Genomic DNA, 17,765 nt, shown 5'->3' with positions numbered 1-17,765 from the left:
AGGCGCCGTGCACCATAGGGAAAAACCCTACGGCACACGGCGCCTTTGTTCAGACTGAAGCTATGCGCGTGCGCGGCTACGTGCTGCCTTGGCCCGCTCGCTGGCGTCAAGGATGAGCTTGCGGATGCGAACTGCTTCCGGAGTAACCTCAACACACTCGTCTTCGCGTGCGAATTCGAGTGACTCTTCGAGAGTCAGAACCTTCGGCGGCGTCATGTTCTCGAAGGTGTCTGAGGAAGCTGCACGCATGTTGGTGAGCTGCTTCTCGCGAGTGATGTTCACATCCATGTCATCGGCGCGTGAGTTCTCGCCAACAATCATGCCCTCGTAAACCTCAGAAGTGGGCTGAACGAAGAAGGACATACGTTCCTGCAACTTGATCATCGCGAACGGTGTCACAACGCCTGAGCGGTCAGCCACGATCGAACCGTTGGTGCGGTATTCGATGGGGCCAGCCCAAGGCTCGTAGCCTTCGGCAAGGGAGGAAGCGATGCCTGCACCACGGGTGTCAGTCAAGAAGCGAGTACGGAAACCGATCAGACCACGGGCCGGAACGATGAATTCCATACGGCACCAACCGGTACCGTGGTTTGCCATGTTGGTCATACGGCCCTTACGAGCGGCCATCAGCTGAGTTACAGCGCCCAAGTATTCCTCGGGTACGTCGATGGTCATGTGCTCCATCGGCTCGTGTACCTTGCCGTCAACCATCTTGGTCACAACCTGCGGCTTACCAACCGTCAGCTCGAAGCCTTCGCGACGCATCTGCTCAACGAGGATAGACAGAGCCAATTCACCACGGCCCTGAACTTCCCAAGCATCCGGACGCTCGGTGGGCAGAACGTTCAAGGAAACGTTACCCACGAGTTCCTTGTCCAGACGGTCCTTGACCTGGCGTGCGGTGACCTTGTGGCCCTTGACCTTACCGGCGATCGGCGAGGTGTTGATACCGATAGTCATGGAGATTGCCGGCGGGTCAACGGTGATCAACGGCAACGGTGCCGGGTTTTCGACGTCGGTAAGGGTCTCACCAATAGTGATGTCCTCGATACCGGCAACAGCAACAATTTCGCCGGGGCCAGCAGACTCCGCAGGAACACGGGTCAAAGCCTGGGTAGCCAACAGTTCGGTGATCTTGACGGGCTTGATGGTGCCATCTGCGCGGCACCAAGCAACGGTCTGGCCCTTGGTCAAGGTGCCGTTGAAGATACGCAGCAGAGCCAAACGGCCCAAGAACGGCGAAGCGTCCAAGTTGGTGACGTGAGCCTGCAGGACACCCTCAGGGTTGTAAGTCGGTGCCGGGATGTGATCGATGATGGTCTTGAACAACGGCTCAAGGTCCTCGTTATCCGGTGCGGTACCGTTTTCCGGCTGCACGGTGGAGGCTCGGCCCAACTTGCCGGATGCGTAAACAACCGGAACGTTCAAAACAGCGTCGAGGTCCAAGTCGGGAACCTCGTCAGCCATGTCAGAGGCAAGGCCCAAGAGCAGGTCCATGGACTCTGCAACAACCTCTTCGATGCGAGCATCGGGACGGTCGGTCTTGTTGACCAAAAGGATTACGGGGAGCTTTGCGGCGAGTGCCTTACGCAGCACAAATCGGGTCTGCGGGAGCGGGCCCTCGGAAGCGTCAACGAGGAGAACCACGCCGTCAACCATGGACAGACCGCGCTCAACCTCGCCACCGAAGTCAGCGTGGCCTGGGGTGTCAATAACGTTGATGGTCATGACCTGGCCGTTGGCCGAAGGACCGTTGTAAGCCACGGTGGTGTTCTTGGCGAGAATGGTGATTCCCTTTTCGCGCTCAAGGTCACCGGAGTCCATAACGCGGTCTGCAACTTCACCGTGGGAAGCGAAGGAGTGGGTCTGCTTGAGCATTGCGTCAACCAGGGTGGTCTTTCCATGGTCAACGTGGGCAACGATAGCTACGTTGCGCAGATCGCTTCGTGAGGCGGTGTTTGCCCCGGCAGTAGCGGTGGTTTCAGACATGCGTAAAGGCTCGATTCAGTGGTGAAGTCAGCTGTGTAATCGCGCCATTTCCCGGCCGGAATGCCGGATGCAGCGCAGTGGACAACCCCTAATGTCAAGGGGAACTCCCTCTATTCTAGCCGGTGAGTATTTGCGCTGGCGAACTGAACCGAGTGGGACGAGGCTCCCGAGTTACCAGATTGTAAGAAAACTCTTCCCTGAAAGTGGGCAAGGTCACTGGATATTCGCCTCCAATCGGCACATCATGGCTAAGGCGCGCTATCAAGCCGCTGCAGTTTTAGTGGGGGAAAGTTATGGCAAAAAGCGTGGCTCACACTCGTTTTCGGGTTCTAACGCTCACAGGAGTGCTGCTCCTCGCTGTGTGCGCACAGCCAATTATCCAAAACGTTAACGACGGCGTTACCTCGCCCCGCATTTCCAGCGGCGCCTTTAGCCACGCCGGGACTATGCGACAGCCAACCGGCAGCGCCGGTTCAGGGCCGATTGCGGCAGGAGGGGCAACGCAGGTGAATGCCGCGGGCTCTAACTCAGGAAACCAAGGCAACTACCCGGCGTCGAACATTATTGCTGCAGGGCTGGCGGATGGCACTTTGGTGCGCAACCCTCGCAATGACCGGATCGAGCGAGTGGTTCCTGATATCAGCCGGACTGCTTTGCTGATTGGCGATTCGCAAGCGGCCGGCGCAGCCGGAGTCCCGGGTGAGCGGACGTGGCCGCGGCAAGGTTTAAACCGTGTGGGTTACAAGGTGTACTTCGTGGGCGGAGGCGGAACGGGCTACATGGCCGCTAACTCCACCACTGGCAACTATTACGATGCGCTGCAACACGGTGACTGGTATCTACCCTCGAGCGCTCCACAGCTAGTGGTCTTTGAAGGCGGCGGCAACGACGCAGCCCGTGGTTATAACAACGAGGAAATTGTGGCCAATGCGGACAAGTTAGTGGCCAGCCTTCAAGTTCGCTACCCCACCTCTAAATTCCTGATGTTAGGCACACTTGCTCGTTCACAGAACGACGGCGGCGGGCGCCGTCACGAGGTTGACACCGTTTTAGCGTCGGTAGCGAAAAAACACGGTATCCCGTTTGTGAGCGCCGGCAATTGGATCACCCAGTACAACTTGGGATCCGACCTCGCGGACAGAGTCCACATGAAAATGACAGGCCACAACAAACTGGCAACCATCTTCTCGAACAAACTAAAGGCGATAAACCTGCAAGCACGCTAGCGTTTCTCAACGCACAAGGGGCGGTCCACACCAATGGTGTGGACCGCCCCTTTGAGCTTGGACTAACAGCTACGGAGCTGACTCCTAGGCGACTAGCTTCTCAGCAACTAGTGCCTAGGCGACTGGCTCCTAGGCGACCTCGGGAGGAAGCATCAGCGTTGCGCCGGGGATGGCGTTCAGCAATGCCTTGGTGTAGTCGCGCTGCGGGTTTTCGAATACCTCGTCAGTGGTGCCAACCTCAACCAGCTTGCCCTTTTCCATCACGCATACCTCGTCCGCGATCTGGCGAACAACGGCGAGGTCGTGAGTAATAAACAAGTAGGTCAGGCCAAGGCGTGCCTGAAGATCAGCCAACAAGTTCAGGACCTGCGCTTGGACCAAAACGTCCAGCGCCGAGACTGCCTCGTCGCAAATGATCACTTCAGGGTCCAGCGCCAATGCGCGCGCAATTGCCACACGCTGACGCTGACCACCGGAGAGCTCGTTCGGGAAGCGACGCATGGTGGACTGTGGCAGTGCCACCTGATCCAAGAGTTCGCGTACCTTCTTTTCGCGGCTGGCTTTATCGCCAATATTGTGGGTCCGCAGTGGTTCTTCAATGGTCCGGAAGATGTTGTACATCGGGTCCAAAGAACCGTATGGGTCCTGGAAGATCGGCTGAACACGACGACGGAACTTAAACAGCTCCTTAGCGTTCAGCGTGGAGGTGTCCACACCGTCAAAAATGATGGATCCCTTGGTGGGTTCCAAAAGATTCAGAACCATCTGAGCCACGGTGGACTTTCCGGAACCGGACTCCCCCACAATGGCCGTAGTGGTTCCACGCTTGACGCTAAATGACACATCATCCACGGCGGTGAAGTCGGTTGTTTTGACCAGGCCTGAGCGCAGCTTAAAGACCTTGGTGAGGTTCTTGATCTGAAGAACTTCGGAGGGAAGCTCCTCCTTCACAGCAACCTCACCGGCGTTGAGCAAGTCATCAGTTTCGACGCCTTGTTCCTTCGCAGCCTGAATACGGCGTGAAGCCAACGACGGCGCGGAAGCAACCAAACGCTTGGTGTACGGGTGCTGCGGGTTACGGAGGAGTTCAAGCGAGGGACCCGCTTCAACAACCTGGCCGCGGTACATCACAACAACCTTGTCCGCACGCTCAGCAGCGAGGCCGAGGTCATGGGTAATCAGCAGAACTGAGGTACCCAATTCCGTGGTCATCTTGTCCAGGTGATCCAAGATCTGGCGCTGAACTGTAACGTCCAAAGCCGAGGTTGGCTCATCCGCAATCAACAGGCGCGGCTGGCAAGACAAACCAATGGCGATCAGAGCACGCTGTCGCATTCCACCGGAAAATTCGTGCGGGTACTGCTTGGCACGGCGCTTGGCATCGGGCAGACCCGCTTCCGCCAAGACCTTGGCAACGTCATCCGGACCGCTGGGCAAGCCGTTGGCCTTCAGAGTTTCCTTGACCTGAAAACCGATCTTCCAGACCGGGTTCAGGTTAGACATAGGATCCTGCGGAACCATACCAATGGTGTTACCGCGCAGCTCGATCATGCGACGCTCGGAAGCGTGTGCAATGTCTTCGCCGTCGAGCAGGATCTGGCCGCCCGAAACCTGACCGTTGCCGGGCAGCAGGCCGATGGCGGCTAGCGCCGTCGTAGACTTTCCAGACCCTGACTCACCAACAATGGCGACTGTTTCGCCAGGCATGATGGTCAGGTGCGCGTTGCGCACGGCCTGAACGTCACCGTTGCTGGTTTTGAAAGTGATGGCGAGATCACGGATTTCCAGCAAGGGCTTAACCGCGGCCCCGCCGAGTTCCTTAATGTGGGCCGAGTTGCTCATGGCCTCCCCTTTCATCGCTTCCGCGCTTTGGGATCAAGGGCGTCACGCAGGGCGTCACCGAGCATAATAAAGCTCAAGACGGTGATAGACAGCGCAACTGCCGGGTACAGCAGGGGGAACGGGTTGGACCGCAGGTTGTTCTTAGCGGAGTTGATGTCATTACCCCAAGACATCACGCTGGGTGGTAAGCCAATACCCAAGAAGGACAGTGTTGACTCGGCCACAATAAAGGTTCCCAGCGAGATGGTGGCTACCACGATGATCGGTGCCAAAGAGTTTGGCAATACGTGGCGGATCAAGGAACCCATCCTCGAAACACCCAAGGAGCGAGCGGCCGTCACGAAGTCGGCGTTACGCACCTCAATAACCGCACCACGAGTAATACGTGCGATTTGTGGCCAACCGAAAGTGGTCAAAACAACCACCAAAGTCCATACGGAGGCGTTGCCCCGGAAGAACGGAAGCTGCATCATCACAATGGAGCCCAAGATCAACGGCAGCGCAAAGAAGATGTCATTGATACGAGCCAAAATGGAGTCAACCCAGCCGCCGAAGAAGCCAGCAAGTGCGCCCACCACGCCGCCGATAATAAGCACACCAATTGTGGTGAACAGACCAACAGTCACTGAAGACTGTGTGCCGTAAATGACGCGGGCGTACACGTCGCAGCCCTGCTGGGTGAACCCGAGCGGATGACCCGCAGCGGGACCCGCGTCCGAATTGCTCAGTGCGCACGGATCTGTCGCCGGATTGATGGCCGAGAACAACTGCGGAAACAGAGACACAACAATGACCACGAGGATCAGAAAAGCTGATATCAAAAAGAGTGGCTGTGTGCGGAGATTTTTCCACGCCTCACCCCACAAACTCAGCGGAGCCCGGTCCTCCTTAACGGAGTCAGTTGCGCCGAGAGTATTGGAATCGAAGTCAGCAACAAAGTGCTCGCTCGGGTACCGCTGACCACGTGGGGCAAGCGGGTTTGCTTCATTGGTATTAGGCGTCATAACGAATCCTCGGGTCAAGCCAGGCGTACAAGAGGTCCACGAGCAGGTTTGATACGCAATAAATCAAAACCAGCACGGTCACGATTGACACCACAGTGGGTCCCTCGCCGGAGAGAACTGCTCGATAGAGCCGGTTCCCAACGCCGGGAACATTGAAAATACCTTCGGTAACGATCGCACCGCCCATGAGGCTGCCAAGGTCGGCGCCCAAAAAGGTGATCACAGGAATCAAGGAGTTACGCAAAATATGTACCCGAACCACCCGTGAACGGGAGAGCCCCTTCGCGGTGGCGGTACGAACATAGTCCGCGTTCATATTTTCGATGACGCTGGTGCGGGTCAATCGCAATACGTAGGCAAAAGAAGCGAGTCCCAGCACCACAGCGGGCAGGATCAAGTCTTGAATTGTTGCAGCAGAACTCACCGTGGGTTTAGCCCAACCAAGTTTCACACCGATGGTGAACTGGAGCAGGAAGCCCAAAACGAAGATCGGGATACCAATCACAATCAGCGAGGCAACCAAAACGGTTCCATCAAAGAACTTGCCTTTGCGCAGACCAGCGATCAGGCCAAAGATGATGCCAAATACGGCTTCGAAGATCAGCGCCATGACGGCCAAGCGAGCAGTCACCGGGAAAACTTCACCGAGCACTGCCGCGATTGGTCGGCCAGAGAAGTCCTGACCCAAGTCAAAAGTAAAGATGCTCTTGAGGTAAAGCAAGTATTGGATCCAGAACGGCTGATCCAGGTGGTACTGAGCCCGAAGCTGAGCGGCTACGGCTTCATTAACGGGCTTGTCGCCGAACAGCGCCACAATGGGATCACCGGGCAGGCTGAAGACGAGGAAATACACCAGGAGCGTTGCTCCTAGGAAAACTGGGATGAGCTGCAGGAATCGCTTCAGAATGTACGTTGTCATCGCTGAGCGTCACCTCCAACTGCACGCATCCTGATCAAGGATGAGATGAAGTCGTTCATCGAGGAACCTTAAGTTTGCTAGCGCGGCCGCCTGTGGGCTCAAAATGCGCTATAACGGCCGGTGTCGAACCACGGGCATCCGCGGCTCGACCAGGAGTTAGAAAACAGAACTACGGCGGGGGCAACTCAACCGTTGCCCCCGCCGTAGATCAGATGTTACTTACCAGTGATTGCGTAGTACAGCGGAACCCCGTCCCAGCCGTAGTCAACGTGGCTAACCTTGTTGCTCCAGCCACCCTGTGCAACCTGGTACCACAACGGAACTGCGGGGAGGTCGTTCAACAGGATTTCCTGAGCCTTGTTCATGGCATTGTTACCATCGGCAACCGTTGCGGACGTCAAACCATCGGAGATGGCTTTGTCGAACGTGGGGTTCGCGTAGTTGGCGTCGTTAGAACCGGCACCGGTCTGGTAGATCGGGCCGAGGAAGTTGTACAGCGACGGGTAGTCTGCCTGCCAACCGGCGCGAAGGCCACCGGTCATGGTCTTAGCAGTAGCGTCGGCACGAAGTTCCTTGAAGGTTGCGTAGGGCTTGCCTTCAATCTTGATGCCCAAGGTGCTCTTGACCTGGTTGACAACTGCTTCAACCCACGTCTTGTGGCCACCCTTGTCGGCGTTGTACGCAATGGTGAAGGTCTTGTTCGCATCCCACTTGGAGATAGCGTCAGCCTTGGCCCACAGCTCCTTCGCCTTCTCAGCGTTGAACTTCAGGTTGTCCGAGCCCGGGATGGAATCGCTGTAGCCATCCAAAACGGGAGCAGTGAAGTCCTTTGCAGGCTGACGAGCACCGTTGAAGATCACCTTGGTGATCTCATCGCGGTTGATCGCCATGGAGATAGCCTGACGGCGCAGCTTGCCAGCTTCACCGCTCCACTCCGGGAGGTATTCCGGAATAGCAATGGTCTGGTTACCGGCGTACGGCTTCTCAATGAAACGGTCCGGCAGGTCGGTCTTGAAGTTCTTCAAAGCCGAGGTGGGGATGGTCTGCAGCACATCGAGGTTGTCTGCCAGGAGGTCCTGGTAGGCAGAGTCGTCGCTCTGGTAAATCTTGAAGGTTACGCCAGCGTTCTGAGCCTTGCGGGGACCGTTGTAGTCCGGGTTCGGTACAAGCTGGATCTGCACGTTGTGCTGCCAGCCGCCATCAGCGAGCTTGTAGGGTCCGTTACCAACCGGCTTTTCGCCATAGGTCTTCGGGTCCTTGAGTGCTTCAGCCGGAACCGGCACAAATGCGGTGTAGCCCAAACGCAGCGGCCAGTCAGACTCAGGCTGCGTCAGTTCAACGGTGAAGGTCTGGTCGTCAACAACCTTCAGTCCGGACATGGTCTCAACCTTGGAGCCTTCAGCGCTTGCCTCGTCATAGCCCTTGATGGACTCGAAGAAGCTGGCGCTCAGCTGAGCGTTCTTAGCTGCTGCACCGAAGTTCCAGGAATCAACGAAGGACTTGGCCGTGATGGCCTCGCCGTTGGTGAACTTCTGGTCTTTTTTGATCTTGATGGTGAAGTGCTGACCATCTTTACCTTCAATGGACTCAGCGAGCTCATTGACCGGCTTGCCGTTAGCGTCATAGCTGACCAAACCAGCGAAGATCATGTCGATAACCTTGCCACCACCAACCTCGTTGGTGTTGGCCGGCATCAACGGGTTCTGCGGCTCGGAACCGTCAGCAATGATGACCTTAGATTTGTCTCCAGCAGCGCTGGAATCTGCACCCGGGGTGGATGAAGTACCGCAAGCGGTGAGGGCGATGGACGCAACAGCGAACATCCCCAGTGCCTTGGAAGTGCGCGACAGACGCATTCCGCCTCCTATTTAGTGTTGGAGCTAGGTGAAGAAATCTGGAACGAGTCCTTCAGACAAAGCACAGTGACTCCCTGTGACCTTGACAACATATGAAGGTAGCTTACCCACAAGTTGTGCAAATTATGGTGCCGTATGCCAAACCGTGACCCATCGGTAACTTGGCTGGAACATAGCTTCTTCACAGACTGCGGTACTAGGCTCCGCCGGACGGCTACGCCAGGCGAGGAGCTCTGTCCCCACGGATTCCTCCATCCCGTGCCGCTGGATGAAACGGATGCGCGGAACAACTACTCAACGAGACTTGAAACCTAGCTAAAGAACGAGGCTTGCACGCTCACAAATACGGCAACCAAGATCACGAGTGCCCCGAAGCTTCGCTTGAGCACTTTGTCTGGGATTTTGCTTCCGTACCTGCCAGCAAGCAAGGACGCCACCATAGCTCCTACCGCAAAGGAAACTGTCACCGCCCAGTTGATTTGCAAGTTACCAAGATGCGCGGCAAAGCCAGCGATCGAGTTGATAACAATAATGACCAGCGAGGTGCCCACCGCTACAGCCATGGGCAATCCAAGGACGAGCGTCAGTGCCGGAACAATAAGGAAGCCGCCGCCGACCCCGAGGAGTCCGGTGAGAAAACCTACTACAGCGCCGGTTGCGATTGCTTTGGGGAGGCAACTTCGCCAGCGAACGCCACCGCCTGGCAGCGCGCAAGAACCACCTAACGGTGCTGATGGCCTCATCATCCTGATGCCTGCAAGAACCATAATGGCGGCGAACGCCAAAAGCAGTATCTGCTGGTTCAGCAGCCTATTGACGTAGGCCCCAAGGTACGCGGCGGCAGTTCCTGCAGCGCCAATGATGACCGCTAGGCGCCAGTTCACGCCGCGGCGCAGTCGCGGCAATACAGCAACCGCGGATGAGGCACCCACCACCAGTAACGACGTCGGAATGGCAGCCTCGAGTGGTAGACCGACACCGTAGATCAGTGCGGGGACGGCGAGTATTGACCCGCCGCCTCCCACCAACCCCAGTAGTCCGCCAACGATCAGCCCGAAGGCCAGGGCGGTTAGTTGCACGTACAGCGCTGCACGGGGGGAACGTCGGCCATTACTTCATCCGCGTGCTCACCACAACCAGCCCAGGTGGTTTTTTCGCACTTATTGCACTTAACGGGACTGCACATCTTGACTCCTTAGAAATTGACTGACCTCCAGAGAATACCCGTGGGGGTATAATTTTTCCAAGTTTAGATATGCCTGGTCCCTACGGCAGAATCTCGAAGTATCTTGAATTAGGGCACCCCACCACGGGCTGTAACCACGCACCATAAAGGACCCAGATGAAGACAGAAGGACACATGCGGCTGCAGCGCCGCATCATCGCCGTCCTAATAGGTGGGCAGATCTTGGGCGGGATCGGCATGGGAGCAACCTTGTCCCTAGGCTCACTCTTGGCGGCGCAACTCTCGGGGTCCAATGCATGGTCCGGAATGGCAGCAACCATGAGCACGCTCGGCGCTGCCATTAGTGCAGTGCCTCTGGCACGATTGGCACAGGCTCACGGGCGCCGAATTTCACTCTCCACGGGCGCGATCATCGCTGGCGCCGGTGCCGTCACGGCAATCAGCGCTGCAGCGCTCAACCTCTTCCCGCTGCTTTTGCTGGGACTTATGCTGTTGGGCGTTGGCTCAGCTGTGAACCTCCAAGCCCGCTTCGCAGCCACAGACCTTGCGGTTGCGGGATCTCGTGGCCGCGACCTGTCCTTGGTGGTGTGGTCCACCACGGTTGGCGCCGTTTTGGGGCCAAATCTCTTTGGTCCGGGCGAGGTTGTGGGTGCGGCCATCGGATTGCCTCCGATGACCGGCGCATTTGCGTTTTCTGTAACCGCGCAGATCGCGGCCGCCGTGGTCTACGCGAGCTTCCTCCGTCCCGATCCATTACTGACCGCCATCGCGTCACGAGCGCAAGACCCCTCCATTCCTGGTCCTCAAGGCGGTTTAGCGGTCCTGAGGAAGAACCCACAGGCAAGGTATGCAGTTGCTACCGTGGCCCTAAGTCACGCCACCATGGTCGCCTTAATGTCCATGACACCAGTGCATCTGCGCGAGCACGGAGCAAGCCTCACCATTGTGGGGCTCACCATCAGCCTTCATATCGCTGGAATGTATGCGCTCTCCCCCGTTTTCGGATGGATGGCAGATAAAGTCGGCAAGCTGCCCACCATAGTGGTGGGACAGGTGATGCTTGTTGCCTCATTGGTCCTGGCAGGAGTGGCCGCAGATTCCCGCGAAGCAGTGACCATTAGCCTCATTCTTCTTGGGCTGGGCTGGTCAGCTTCAGTAGTGGCTGGATCTGCTCTCGTGGCCGAGTCCGCGGACCCACAAGACCGTCCCGCTCTCCAAGGAGTATCAGACCTCAGTATGAATGCGGCAGGTGCTGTTGGCGGGGCGCTGGCAGGGGTAGTCCTTGCCGCCGCAGGATATTCAGGGCTGGGATTCGCCAGCCTACTCCTCGTCGCTATTGTGCTGATTTGGACCACACGGCAGCCACGCCACACACTCCAAGAAATCCAAGCTCCGCAACACATAGAACAGCCATGAAAACGCCGGACAGCACCATCAAAGCTCCGCATACCGACGGCGAAAGGCAGCTATGTGGCGGCGCCCCCCGGAGCGGTGGCTCACAATCAAAACCGGACCAGCAAAGGAAAGGCATAAAAGAGCGTATTTACTACCACCGGCCCTCCCAAGAAAAGCCCGAGCACCCATCCGATCCGGCGCCGTCGTGCGCTTTCTACTGCTGCACGTAGTTTAGCGAATTCGTAGCGCACGAACCCGGGGTCCACAAGATTGCTAGTTGTTCGACGCCACGTCTCCGGCCGTGCCGCTACTGCCGATAGCGCCGTTATTTGCCGCGGCCCAAGCACTACTGGCCTGCGAGCCAGCCACGGCAGTAATTGCCGGGCGGTCATCACAGTGGTCCCAGTGGGAGGCGTTTTAATCGTGAGGCCCTTCGCACCAAGAATCACCACAATGCCGGCAACTCCGACGACGGTACGCACCTGAGTGCTCAAAAGTCGCCCTGCCCGGGCTGCTTCGTGCGCTGAGTTGTACAGGTGCCGCTGCTTGCGGCCAGCCACCATCAACGTCTGACCACCAACCCACACGGACTGCCCAGGATGGTGTTTGGTGTTGAGGGTAAACACCCCGCCTGGTCCGACCAGCACGTGGTCAATATCCGAGGCGCCGTCACCCACGGGCACTGCATGAAAAACAGCCCATTGAGGGCCGAGCTGCCTGAGCATTTCTCCGACTGCCACCTCACCTAGCACGCCTGTGTACCACGAGCGGTCTTCTGCAGTCAGCGGGTTCGCGCCAAAGGTTCGAGCTAGAAAAGATCTGGGCGGCAACCCTACTCGCTGGGACAACAACTTCTCCATCACGGCCTGACCAGCCACACGGTTAGCCAAAGTGGCCTCGGCCGCCGGCGCATGCCCACCCGAGGTCATTCCATGCGGTGCAAAGTCAGATGACATGGCGGTCCCCTCTTAGCGGCGCAGCCCCGCGCGGGTGCGACTATCTCGAACAGTAGACCTGGAAAACGCAGAATGGTGAGGGATTTCAAAAGAAAAATCACTGGAATCGCTTCGTCGTGGTCACTTCGAGTCAATTCATCACAGCATTAGCCCGGGTGAGCACATATCGTGGACTGAAGTCAGAAGCGGACAGGGAAGACGAACCAAAAAATGATGCAGCAGCAAAATATCGGCGCCACGGTGAATGGCCGCACACCATGAGCGCTTGGAAATCGAGCACCGTCACGTGGCTGCGCATGGCACGCTTTGTGGCTAACAGCAACAGGATTTCATCAGCGCACTTGAGCAACTACGAACTCACAGTGGCGCAATTCGAAGCTCTGGCACATGTGCGCGCCCACGAACCTGTCACTCAAGGTGACCTGGCTGCTGCTTTGACCGTAAGTCCAGGTGGCGCATCACGAATGGTAGATCGCCTCCAGCAAGCCGGCCTGATCACTCGTGAACAACGATGGAAAACCAAGTTCATTTCACTCACCCCAGAAGGCCGTTCACGCCTAGAGGGCGTATATGCGGCCCAGATTGCACTCCAAGCCTCATTGTTTGAGGAGGCTCTGAATGCGGACGAACAGCGCACCTTGAACCGGCTGATGAAGAAGTTACTGAGCGAGAGCGATCGGCGCCTAAATCTGGGCGAATGATCGCGGGAATAGATATAGTGCTATTCTCGTTTGACATAGCAACTGATCATTTCCATCTTCGGGAGAGACTTTGTCTACCACCAGCGATGCTGCCGTTGACAGCATGACCCAATACGGCGTTGACCCAAAAAACGGTCTCCAAATCGGCATGTATACCCTCGGCGACCACCTGCCAGATCCGACCACAGGCGAGCGTGTTTCAGCAAAACAACGCATCCGCGAATTCGTGGACTACGCCAAAGCCGCCGAGCAAGCTGGCCTAGCAGTTTTCAGCATCGGCGAGAGCCACCAGCAATTCTTCGCTTCACAGGCCCATGCCGTGATCCTCGGGGCCATCGCAGAGGCCACCAGCCGCATCCGGATCAGCAGCAGCTCCACCATTCTCAGCACCTCCGACCCTGTGCGCGTGTTCGAGAACTTCGCCACGCTGGACCTGCTATCCGATGGCCGAGCCGAAATCGTGGCAGGCCGCGCATCCCGCGTAGGACTGTTTGAACTCTTGGGCTATGACCTGAGAGACTACGAAGAACTGTTCGAGGAAAAATTTGGCCTCCTCCGGCGGATTGCCAGTGAAAGCTCGGTCACGTGGAACGGGCAATACCGGAAGCCACTCCGGAACGCTGAAGTACTCCCCCGCCCCACCGACGGCGGTCTACCGATCTGGCGAGCAGTAGGCGGGACACCCTCCAGCGCACTCCGCGCTGGCCTGGATGGCGTCCCCATGGTGATGGCCCACCTAGGTGGAACTACATCATCCTTCCGCCCAACCATCGAGGCCTACCGGGAAGCCGCGCGCCGAGGCGGTTATGACCCAGCCAGCCTGCCGATAGCCACAGCTGGCTTCTTCCAAGTCGCCGAAACTTCTCAGCAAGCGCTCCGTGACTACTACCCTCACATCAACGAGGGTATGAAGCGCACCAACGGCAACGGCATGCCAAAACAACTCTTCGCCCAGAGCGTGGACCCGCACAGCATCGTGAACGTGGGCAGTCCCCAACAGGTGATCGAGAAGATCCTCCACCAGTACGAGGAATTCGGTCACCAGCGATACATCGCCCAAATGGACTTCGGCGGCGTTCCCTACGAGCGCGTCATGGCCCAGCTAGACATCCTGGGCAGCGAAATCATCCCCGCCGTCACTAAATACACCGCACAGCCTGTAGGCGGTGCCAAGTGAAGCTGGTAGTTCTTTCAGGGGCAAATGTTGGCACCCGAACCCGCACGGTGATGAACCGAGTGTTGGAGGCCGTCCGAGAGTTTGATCCGACTATCGATGCCTCGCTGATCGACCTCTCCGAGCTGATCATGCCGTTCGCCGATGGCCGGATCTACACTGAGCAAACAGGTGACGCTGGTTGGCTGACTGCCCAGATCATGGAAGCAGACGCCTTGATCATCGGCTCGCCGGTATTTCAGGCTTCGATTCCCGCTGCGCTAAAAAACGTCTTCGATTTGCTCCCCGTCAATGCCTTCCGCGGGAAGGTTGCCGGAATGGTGGTTACCGCTGGTTCCGCTAAGCACTACTTGGTTGGTCAGCAGCAACTGCAGCCGATCCTGACGTATATGAAGGCGCAAGTTGTTCAGCCATACGTGTTTGTGGAGCAGGTGGACGTGCACCGAGGGGAAATTGTGAACCACGATGTTGATCAGCGTCTGGAGCGGCTAGCCCAAGACACGGTGGCCCTCTCACGCGCCTTCACGCACGTACTTCAAGAAGCAGAAGCCGCCTACGGTTTCTGATCCTTCCACTGGCGCTGCTTGTCGCAGGAGCGGCGACTAGGCTGAGTGAATGGCTACAGTAATCCTTGTGCGGCACGGCCGCACCACAGCCAATGCCACTGGGGTCCTCGCAGGTAGGACCCCAGGCGTTGAACTAGACCAGATCGGACGCGAGCAAGCGGCCCTGACTGCCGATCGGCTCGCAGGGATTCCCTTAGTTGGGGTGGTGACCAGCCCGCTTGAGCGTTGCCAGCAAACGGCTCAATTCATCCTCGACCGGCAGAGTGGAACCCCACACGCGCCGGTTGAACTAGACCTCAACGAATGCGATTACGGCCAATGGCAGGGCCGCACTCTCAGCGAACTGGCAAACGAAGCCCTGTGGTCTGTGGTGCAATCGCAACCATCCGCCGTCGTATTTCCCGGTGGTGAAGCCATGGCTGCGATGCAGGCGCGGTCGGTGGCCGCGATTCGGCGTCACGACGCCGCCTTCGAAGCCGAGCACGGTCCGGGAGCGGTGTGGGTGGCCGTCAGTCACGGTGACATTATCAAGTCGATCTTGGCCGATGCCTTGGGCATGCACTTGGATCTTTTCCAACGGATCAACGTGGGGCCAGCATCCGTATCGATTGTGCGCTACGGTCCCGGACGGACCAGTGTCCACGCGACAAACACGGACGCTGGCGACCTTTCGTGGCTAGCTAGCGGACTTCACTCCGGTGACGCCGCGGTAGGTGGCGGCATGGGGCCGGCGACGCCATGAACCCTGTGTGCCTAAAATACTGATATGCCTACACTTGTTCACGAGTTCGCCTGGCCTGATCGAGTCGTCGTTGGCACCGTTGGGGTTCCGGGGCAGCGCACGTTCTACCTACAGGTCCGTGCAGCTAAGAAACTCGTCAGCATCGCTCTAGAGAAGCAGCAGTCCGCCCTTCTCGCAGAGAAGATCGACGAAATTCTCGATCAGCTGATGACGGTCGAGGGTAACCGTTACAGCGTTCCGGCGAGCACGCCGATCGAACTCGTAGACAACGATCCGCTTGAGCCCGTTGAGGAAGAGTTCCGTGCTGGCGCCATGAGCTTGGGCTGGGATCCAACTACGGCTCAGGTGGTTCTGGAAGCACACCGCATCGTAGACATGGATACGGAAAATGACATCGACCTCGAATTCTCTGATGATGAGGCCGCCTCGAGCGAAATGCTCTTGGTGCGGATGCCCGTAGGCACCGCTCGGGCGTTCGCTAAACGAACCCGTGAGATTGTGGCCGCTGGCCGCCCCATGTGCCCGCTTTGTGGCTACCCCATAGACCCCGAGGGTCACACCTGCACCATTCCAGAGCTCTAATGCCAACACCGGATCTAATGGCCGACGAGCTGAAGCTCACCGGCCGGATCACCACCGCATCGAACGCCACCTTTCTGGGCAGCATTGGCGACGTGAGCGTTGTTTATAAGCCGATCGCGGGTGAGAGTCCGCTGTGGGATTTCCCCGACGGCGCTTTGGCTCACCGCGAGGTGGCAGCGTATTTGGTCTCGCAGGTACTGGGCTGGAACGTTGTCCCGCGTACCTGGCTGCGGGACGGCCCGCTTGGGAAAGGTATGGTTCAGCTCTGGCAGGATCAGGACCCTGACCAAGGTGCAGTGGACCTTGTGGCTGCTGATCGGATTCCTCAGACAGGCTGGAAACCAGTCCTTAAAGGGCAAGACGAGGACGGACAGCCAGTAGCTCTCGTTCACGAAGACACAGCCGCGCTGCGTCGCATGGCCGTGTTCGACGTCGTCGTCAACAACGCCGACCGCAAAGGTGACCACATTCTTTCCATGCCGGACGGTCACCGGCACGGGGTTGATCACGGACTGACCTTTCACCACGAACCCAAACTACGCACAGTCCTGTGGGGGTGGTTGGGAGAACCGCTTTCGGCTGAAGAGCTCGACGGCGTGGCGCGCCTGGCCGATGCGCTCGACGCTGAGTTGGGTAGCGACTTAGCTGAGTTGCTGACTGCCGAAGAGTTGAACGCTTTCGCCGCGCGCTGTGAACGATTGCGCACCACAGCCGTGTTTCCGGCGCCGAGTGGTGACATGCCAGCTGTTCCCTGGCCGCTGTTTTAAGCCGTACGCCTAGAGGGCACGCGACCACGTCCCTTAGGCGGACTTTCCTGACTTTCCCCTTGCGGGCGCGGGTTTATACGCCGAGACAGAGGCCGCGCCGTCTATCCAGTATCTCCACGGAAATGCATCGCCGTCGCCGCCGGGTCCGGGCTGGACTGGCTCCTTCGATCACGTCGCCGCCGGGTCCGGGCGAGACTGGCTCCTTCGATCACGTCGCCAGCACGAATGAGGCAACCGTAGGGCTGGTCCGGCCGCCCAGCGACGAGGTTGATAGCGTGATGCATCCCGTAGGTGAAGTAGCAGTAGATGTGTCCCGCAGGTCCAAACATGGTCTTGTTCCGGCTGGTTTTTCCCCGGTACGAATGTGCCCCTGGATCGCGTTCGCCTGCATAGGCTTCAACCTCGGTAATGCGAATGGCCACGGTTCCGGGCGGCGTGGTGCGCTTCAAGACGCAGCCAAGAAGTTCCGGGGCAACGTGGAGCACATCACGGGCGAAGGACGCCCGGTCGGGCCACCTTCCCGAATCCCATCGCTTCCGCAGGTGCGCTCTTGGGAGTAGCTTGGATAACCTCGCTCAGTAGTCGAACCGCAATCCCCTGCCGGCGCACCTTAGGGAGAACCGTCAACCCAGCGATCAGCCATTGGGGATCAGAACCTGGGTAGATCGGAAACCTCTGAATACCGCACCACCCGAGGGCTTCTCCAAACCGGTCGGCGATGGGCAGGACATGCAGCCTCGCGATCGCGATGCCCTCGACGAAGTCATCCATCAGGATTTCTCCTAGAGGGGTGGAGCCGATCTGGTCATTTTCAGTGGTAGCAGGCAAGTTAGACATCTTCCGCTCCCTCCTTCACGCCC

General features: G+C 58.1%; 17 protein-coding genes. 8 read left to right on the top strand and 9 right to left on the bottom strand.

From position 1 onward, the window contains the following. Positions 1 to 60: 60 nt before the first annotated feature. Positions 61 to 1,989 (bottom strand): translational GTPase TypA, encoded by a 1,929-nt coding sequence (gene typA / locus ACQR35_RS02825; RefSeq protein WP_430269141.1) that lies wholly within the window; start codon positions 1,987 to 1,989, stop codon positions 61 to 63. Positions 1,990 to 2,282: 293 nt separating this feature from the next. Here typA and ACQR35_RS02820 point away from each other — a divergent pair, with 293 nt between their 5' ends. After that, on the top strand, positions 2,283 to 3,215 hold the full coding sequence (locus tag ACQR35_RS02820) for an SGNH/GDSL hydrolase family protein (RefSeq protein WP_430269140.1): 933 nt from the start codon (positions 2,283 to 2,285) through the stop codon (positions 3,213 to 3,215). A 129-nt stretch (positions 3,216 to 3,344) separates the two neighbouring features. On the opposite strand, the gene ACQR35_RS02815 is transcribed toward ACQR35_RS02820, so the two are convergent. From ACQR35_RS02815 to ACQR35_RS02795, 5 genes are all read right to left on the bottom strand, one after another. Beyond that, positions 3,345 to 5,057: a dipeptide ABC transporter ATP-binding protein gene (locus ACQR35_RS02815; protein WP_430269139.1), complete on the bottom strand. Its 1,713-nt coding sequence runs from the start codon at positions 5,055 to 5,057 to the stop codon at positions 3,345 to 3,347. Positions 5,058 to 5,068: 11 nt separating this feature from the next. Then, positions 5,069 to 6,061, bottom strand: a complete 993-nt coding sequence (locus tag ACQR35_RS02810) for an ABC transporter permease (protein ID WP_430269138.1) — start codon at positions 6,059 to 6,061, stop codon at positions 5,069 to 5,071. Beyond that, positions 6,051 to 6,980, bottom strand: a complete 930-nt coding sequence (locus ACQR35_RS02805; RefSeq protein WP_430269137.1) for an ABC transporter permease — start codon at positions 6,978 to 6,980, stop codon at positions 6,051 to 6,053. The genes ACQR35_RS02810 and ACQR35_RS02805 overlap by 11 nt, the downstream gene beginning before the upstream one ends. Before the next feature lie 215 nt (positions 6,981 to 7,195). Further along, complete coding sequence (locus ACQR35_RS02800; RefSeq protein WP_430269136.1) at positions 7,196 to 8,836, bottom strand: peptide ABC transporter substrate-binding protein; 1,641 nt, start codon at positions 8,834 to 8,836, stop codon at positions 7,196 to 7,198. Positions 8,837 to 9,147: 311 nt separating this feature from the next. Next, a complete protein-coding gene (locus ACQR35_RS02795) occupies positions 9,148 to 9,915 on the bottom strand; it encodes a sulfite exporter TauE/SafE family protein (RefSeq protein ID WP_430266493.1) in 768 nt (255 codons plus the stop codon). A gap of 263 nt (positions 9,916 to 10,178) precedes the next feature. Here ACQR35_RS02795 and ACQR35_RS02790 point away from each other — a divergent pair, with 263 nt between their 5' ends. Next, entirely contained in the window at positions 10,179 to 11,438 is a 1,260-nt protein-coding gene (locus ACQR35_RS02790; protein ID WP_430269135.1) for an MFS transporter, read from the top strand. Positions 11,439 to 11,524: 86 nt separating this feature from the next. Here the strand turns inward: ACQR35_RS02790 and ACQR35_RS02785 are convergent, their stop codons facing one another. Next, positions 11,525 to 12,373, bottom strand: coding sequence for a nuclease-related domain-containing protein (locus tag ACQR35_RS02785; RefSeq protein ID WP_430269134.1), 849 nt, complete (start codon positions 12,371 to 12,373; stop codon positions 11,525 to 11,527). A gap of 155 nt (positions 12,374 to 12,528) precedes the next feature. Here ACQR35_RS02785 and ACQR35_RS02780 point away from each other — a divergent pair, with 155 nt between their 5' ends. From ACQR35_RS02780 to ACQR35_RS02755, 6 genes are all read left to right on the top strand, one after another. Further along, on the top strand, positions 12,529 to 13,074 hold the full coding sequence (locus tag ACQR35_RS02780) for a MarR family winged helix-turn-helix transcriptional regulator (RefSeq protein ID WP_430269133.1): 546 nt from the start codon (positions 12,529 to 12,531) through the stop codon (positions 13,072 to 13,074). 70 nt (positions 13,075 to 13,144) lie between these two features. Further along, positions 13,145 to 14,251 (top strand): LLM class flavin-dependent oxidoreductase, encoded by a 1,107-nt coding sequence (locus tag ACQR35_RS02775; protein WP_430269132.1) that lies wholly within the window; start codon positions 13,145 to 13,147, stop codon positions 14,249 to 14,251. Continuing rightward, entirely contained in the window at positions 14,248 to 14,814 is a 567-nt protein-coding gene (locus ACQR35_RS02770; protein ID WP_430266487.1) for an NADPH-dependent FMN reductase, read from the top strand. Before ACQR35_RS02775 ends, ACQR35_RS02770 begins: the two co-directional genes overlap by 4 nt. A gap of 49 nt (positions 14,815 to 14,863) precedes the next feature. Beyond that, positions 14,864 to 15,556 (top strand): histidine phosphatase family protein, encoded by a 693-nt coding sequence (locus tag ACQR35_RS02765; RefSeq protein ID WP_430266486.1) that lies wholly within the window; start codon positions 14,864 to 14,866, stop codon positions 15,554 to 15,556. 24 nt (positions 15,557 to 15,580) lie between these two features. Further along, positions 15,581 to 16,138, top strand: a complete 558-nt coding sequence (locus tag ACQR35_RS02760) for a DUF3090 family protein (RefSeq protein ID WP_430269131.1) — start codon at positions 15,581 to 15,583, stop codon at positions 16,136 to 16,138. After that, positions 16,138 to 16,905 carry an SCO1664 family protein gene (locus ACQR35_RS02755; protein ID WP_430266484.1) on the top strand — a complete coding sequence of 256 codons (768 nt, stop codon included), beginning with the start codon at positions 16,138 to 16,140 and terminating at the stop codon, positions 16,903 to 16,905. Before ACQR35_RS02760 ends, ACQR35_RS02755 begins: the two co-directional genes overlap by 1 nt. Before the next feature lie 101 nt (positions 16,906 to 17,006). On the opposite strand, the gene ACQR35_RS02750 is transcribed toward ACQR35_RS02755, so the two are convergent. Beyond that, on the bottom strand, positions 17,007 to 17,354 hold the full coding sequence (locus tag ACQR35_RS02750) for a DNA-3-methyladenine glycosylase (RefSeq protein ID WP_430269130.1): 348 nt from the start codon (positions 17,352 to 17,354) through the stop codon (positions 17,007 to 17,009). Between the two features lie 37 nt (positions 17,355 to 17,391). Continuing rightward, positions 17,392 to 17,742, bottom strand: coding sequence for a GNAT family N-acetyltransferase (locus tag ACQR35_RS02745; protein ID WP_430266482.1), 351 nt, complete (start codon positions 17,740 to 17,742; stop codon positions 17,392 to 17,394). Between the last annotated feature and the right edge of the window lie 23 nt (positions 17,743 to 17,765).

Source organism: Pseudarthrobacter sp. J1738 (assembly GCF_050490315.1).
In the GTDB taxonomy this organism is placed as follows: Bacteria; Actinomycetota; Actinomycetes; order Actinomycetales; family Micrococcaceae; genus JBNPEO01.
Note: the sequence above shows the minus strand (reverse complement) of the source record. Positions and strands in the feature narration are given on the sequence as shown.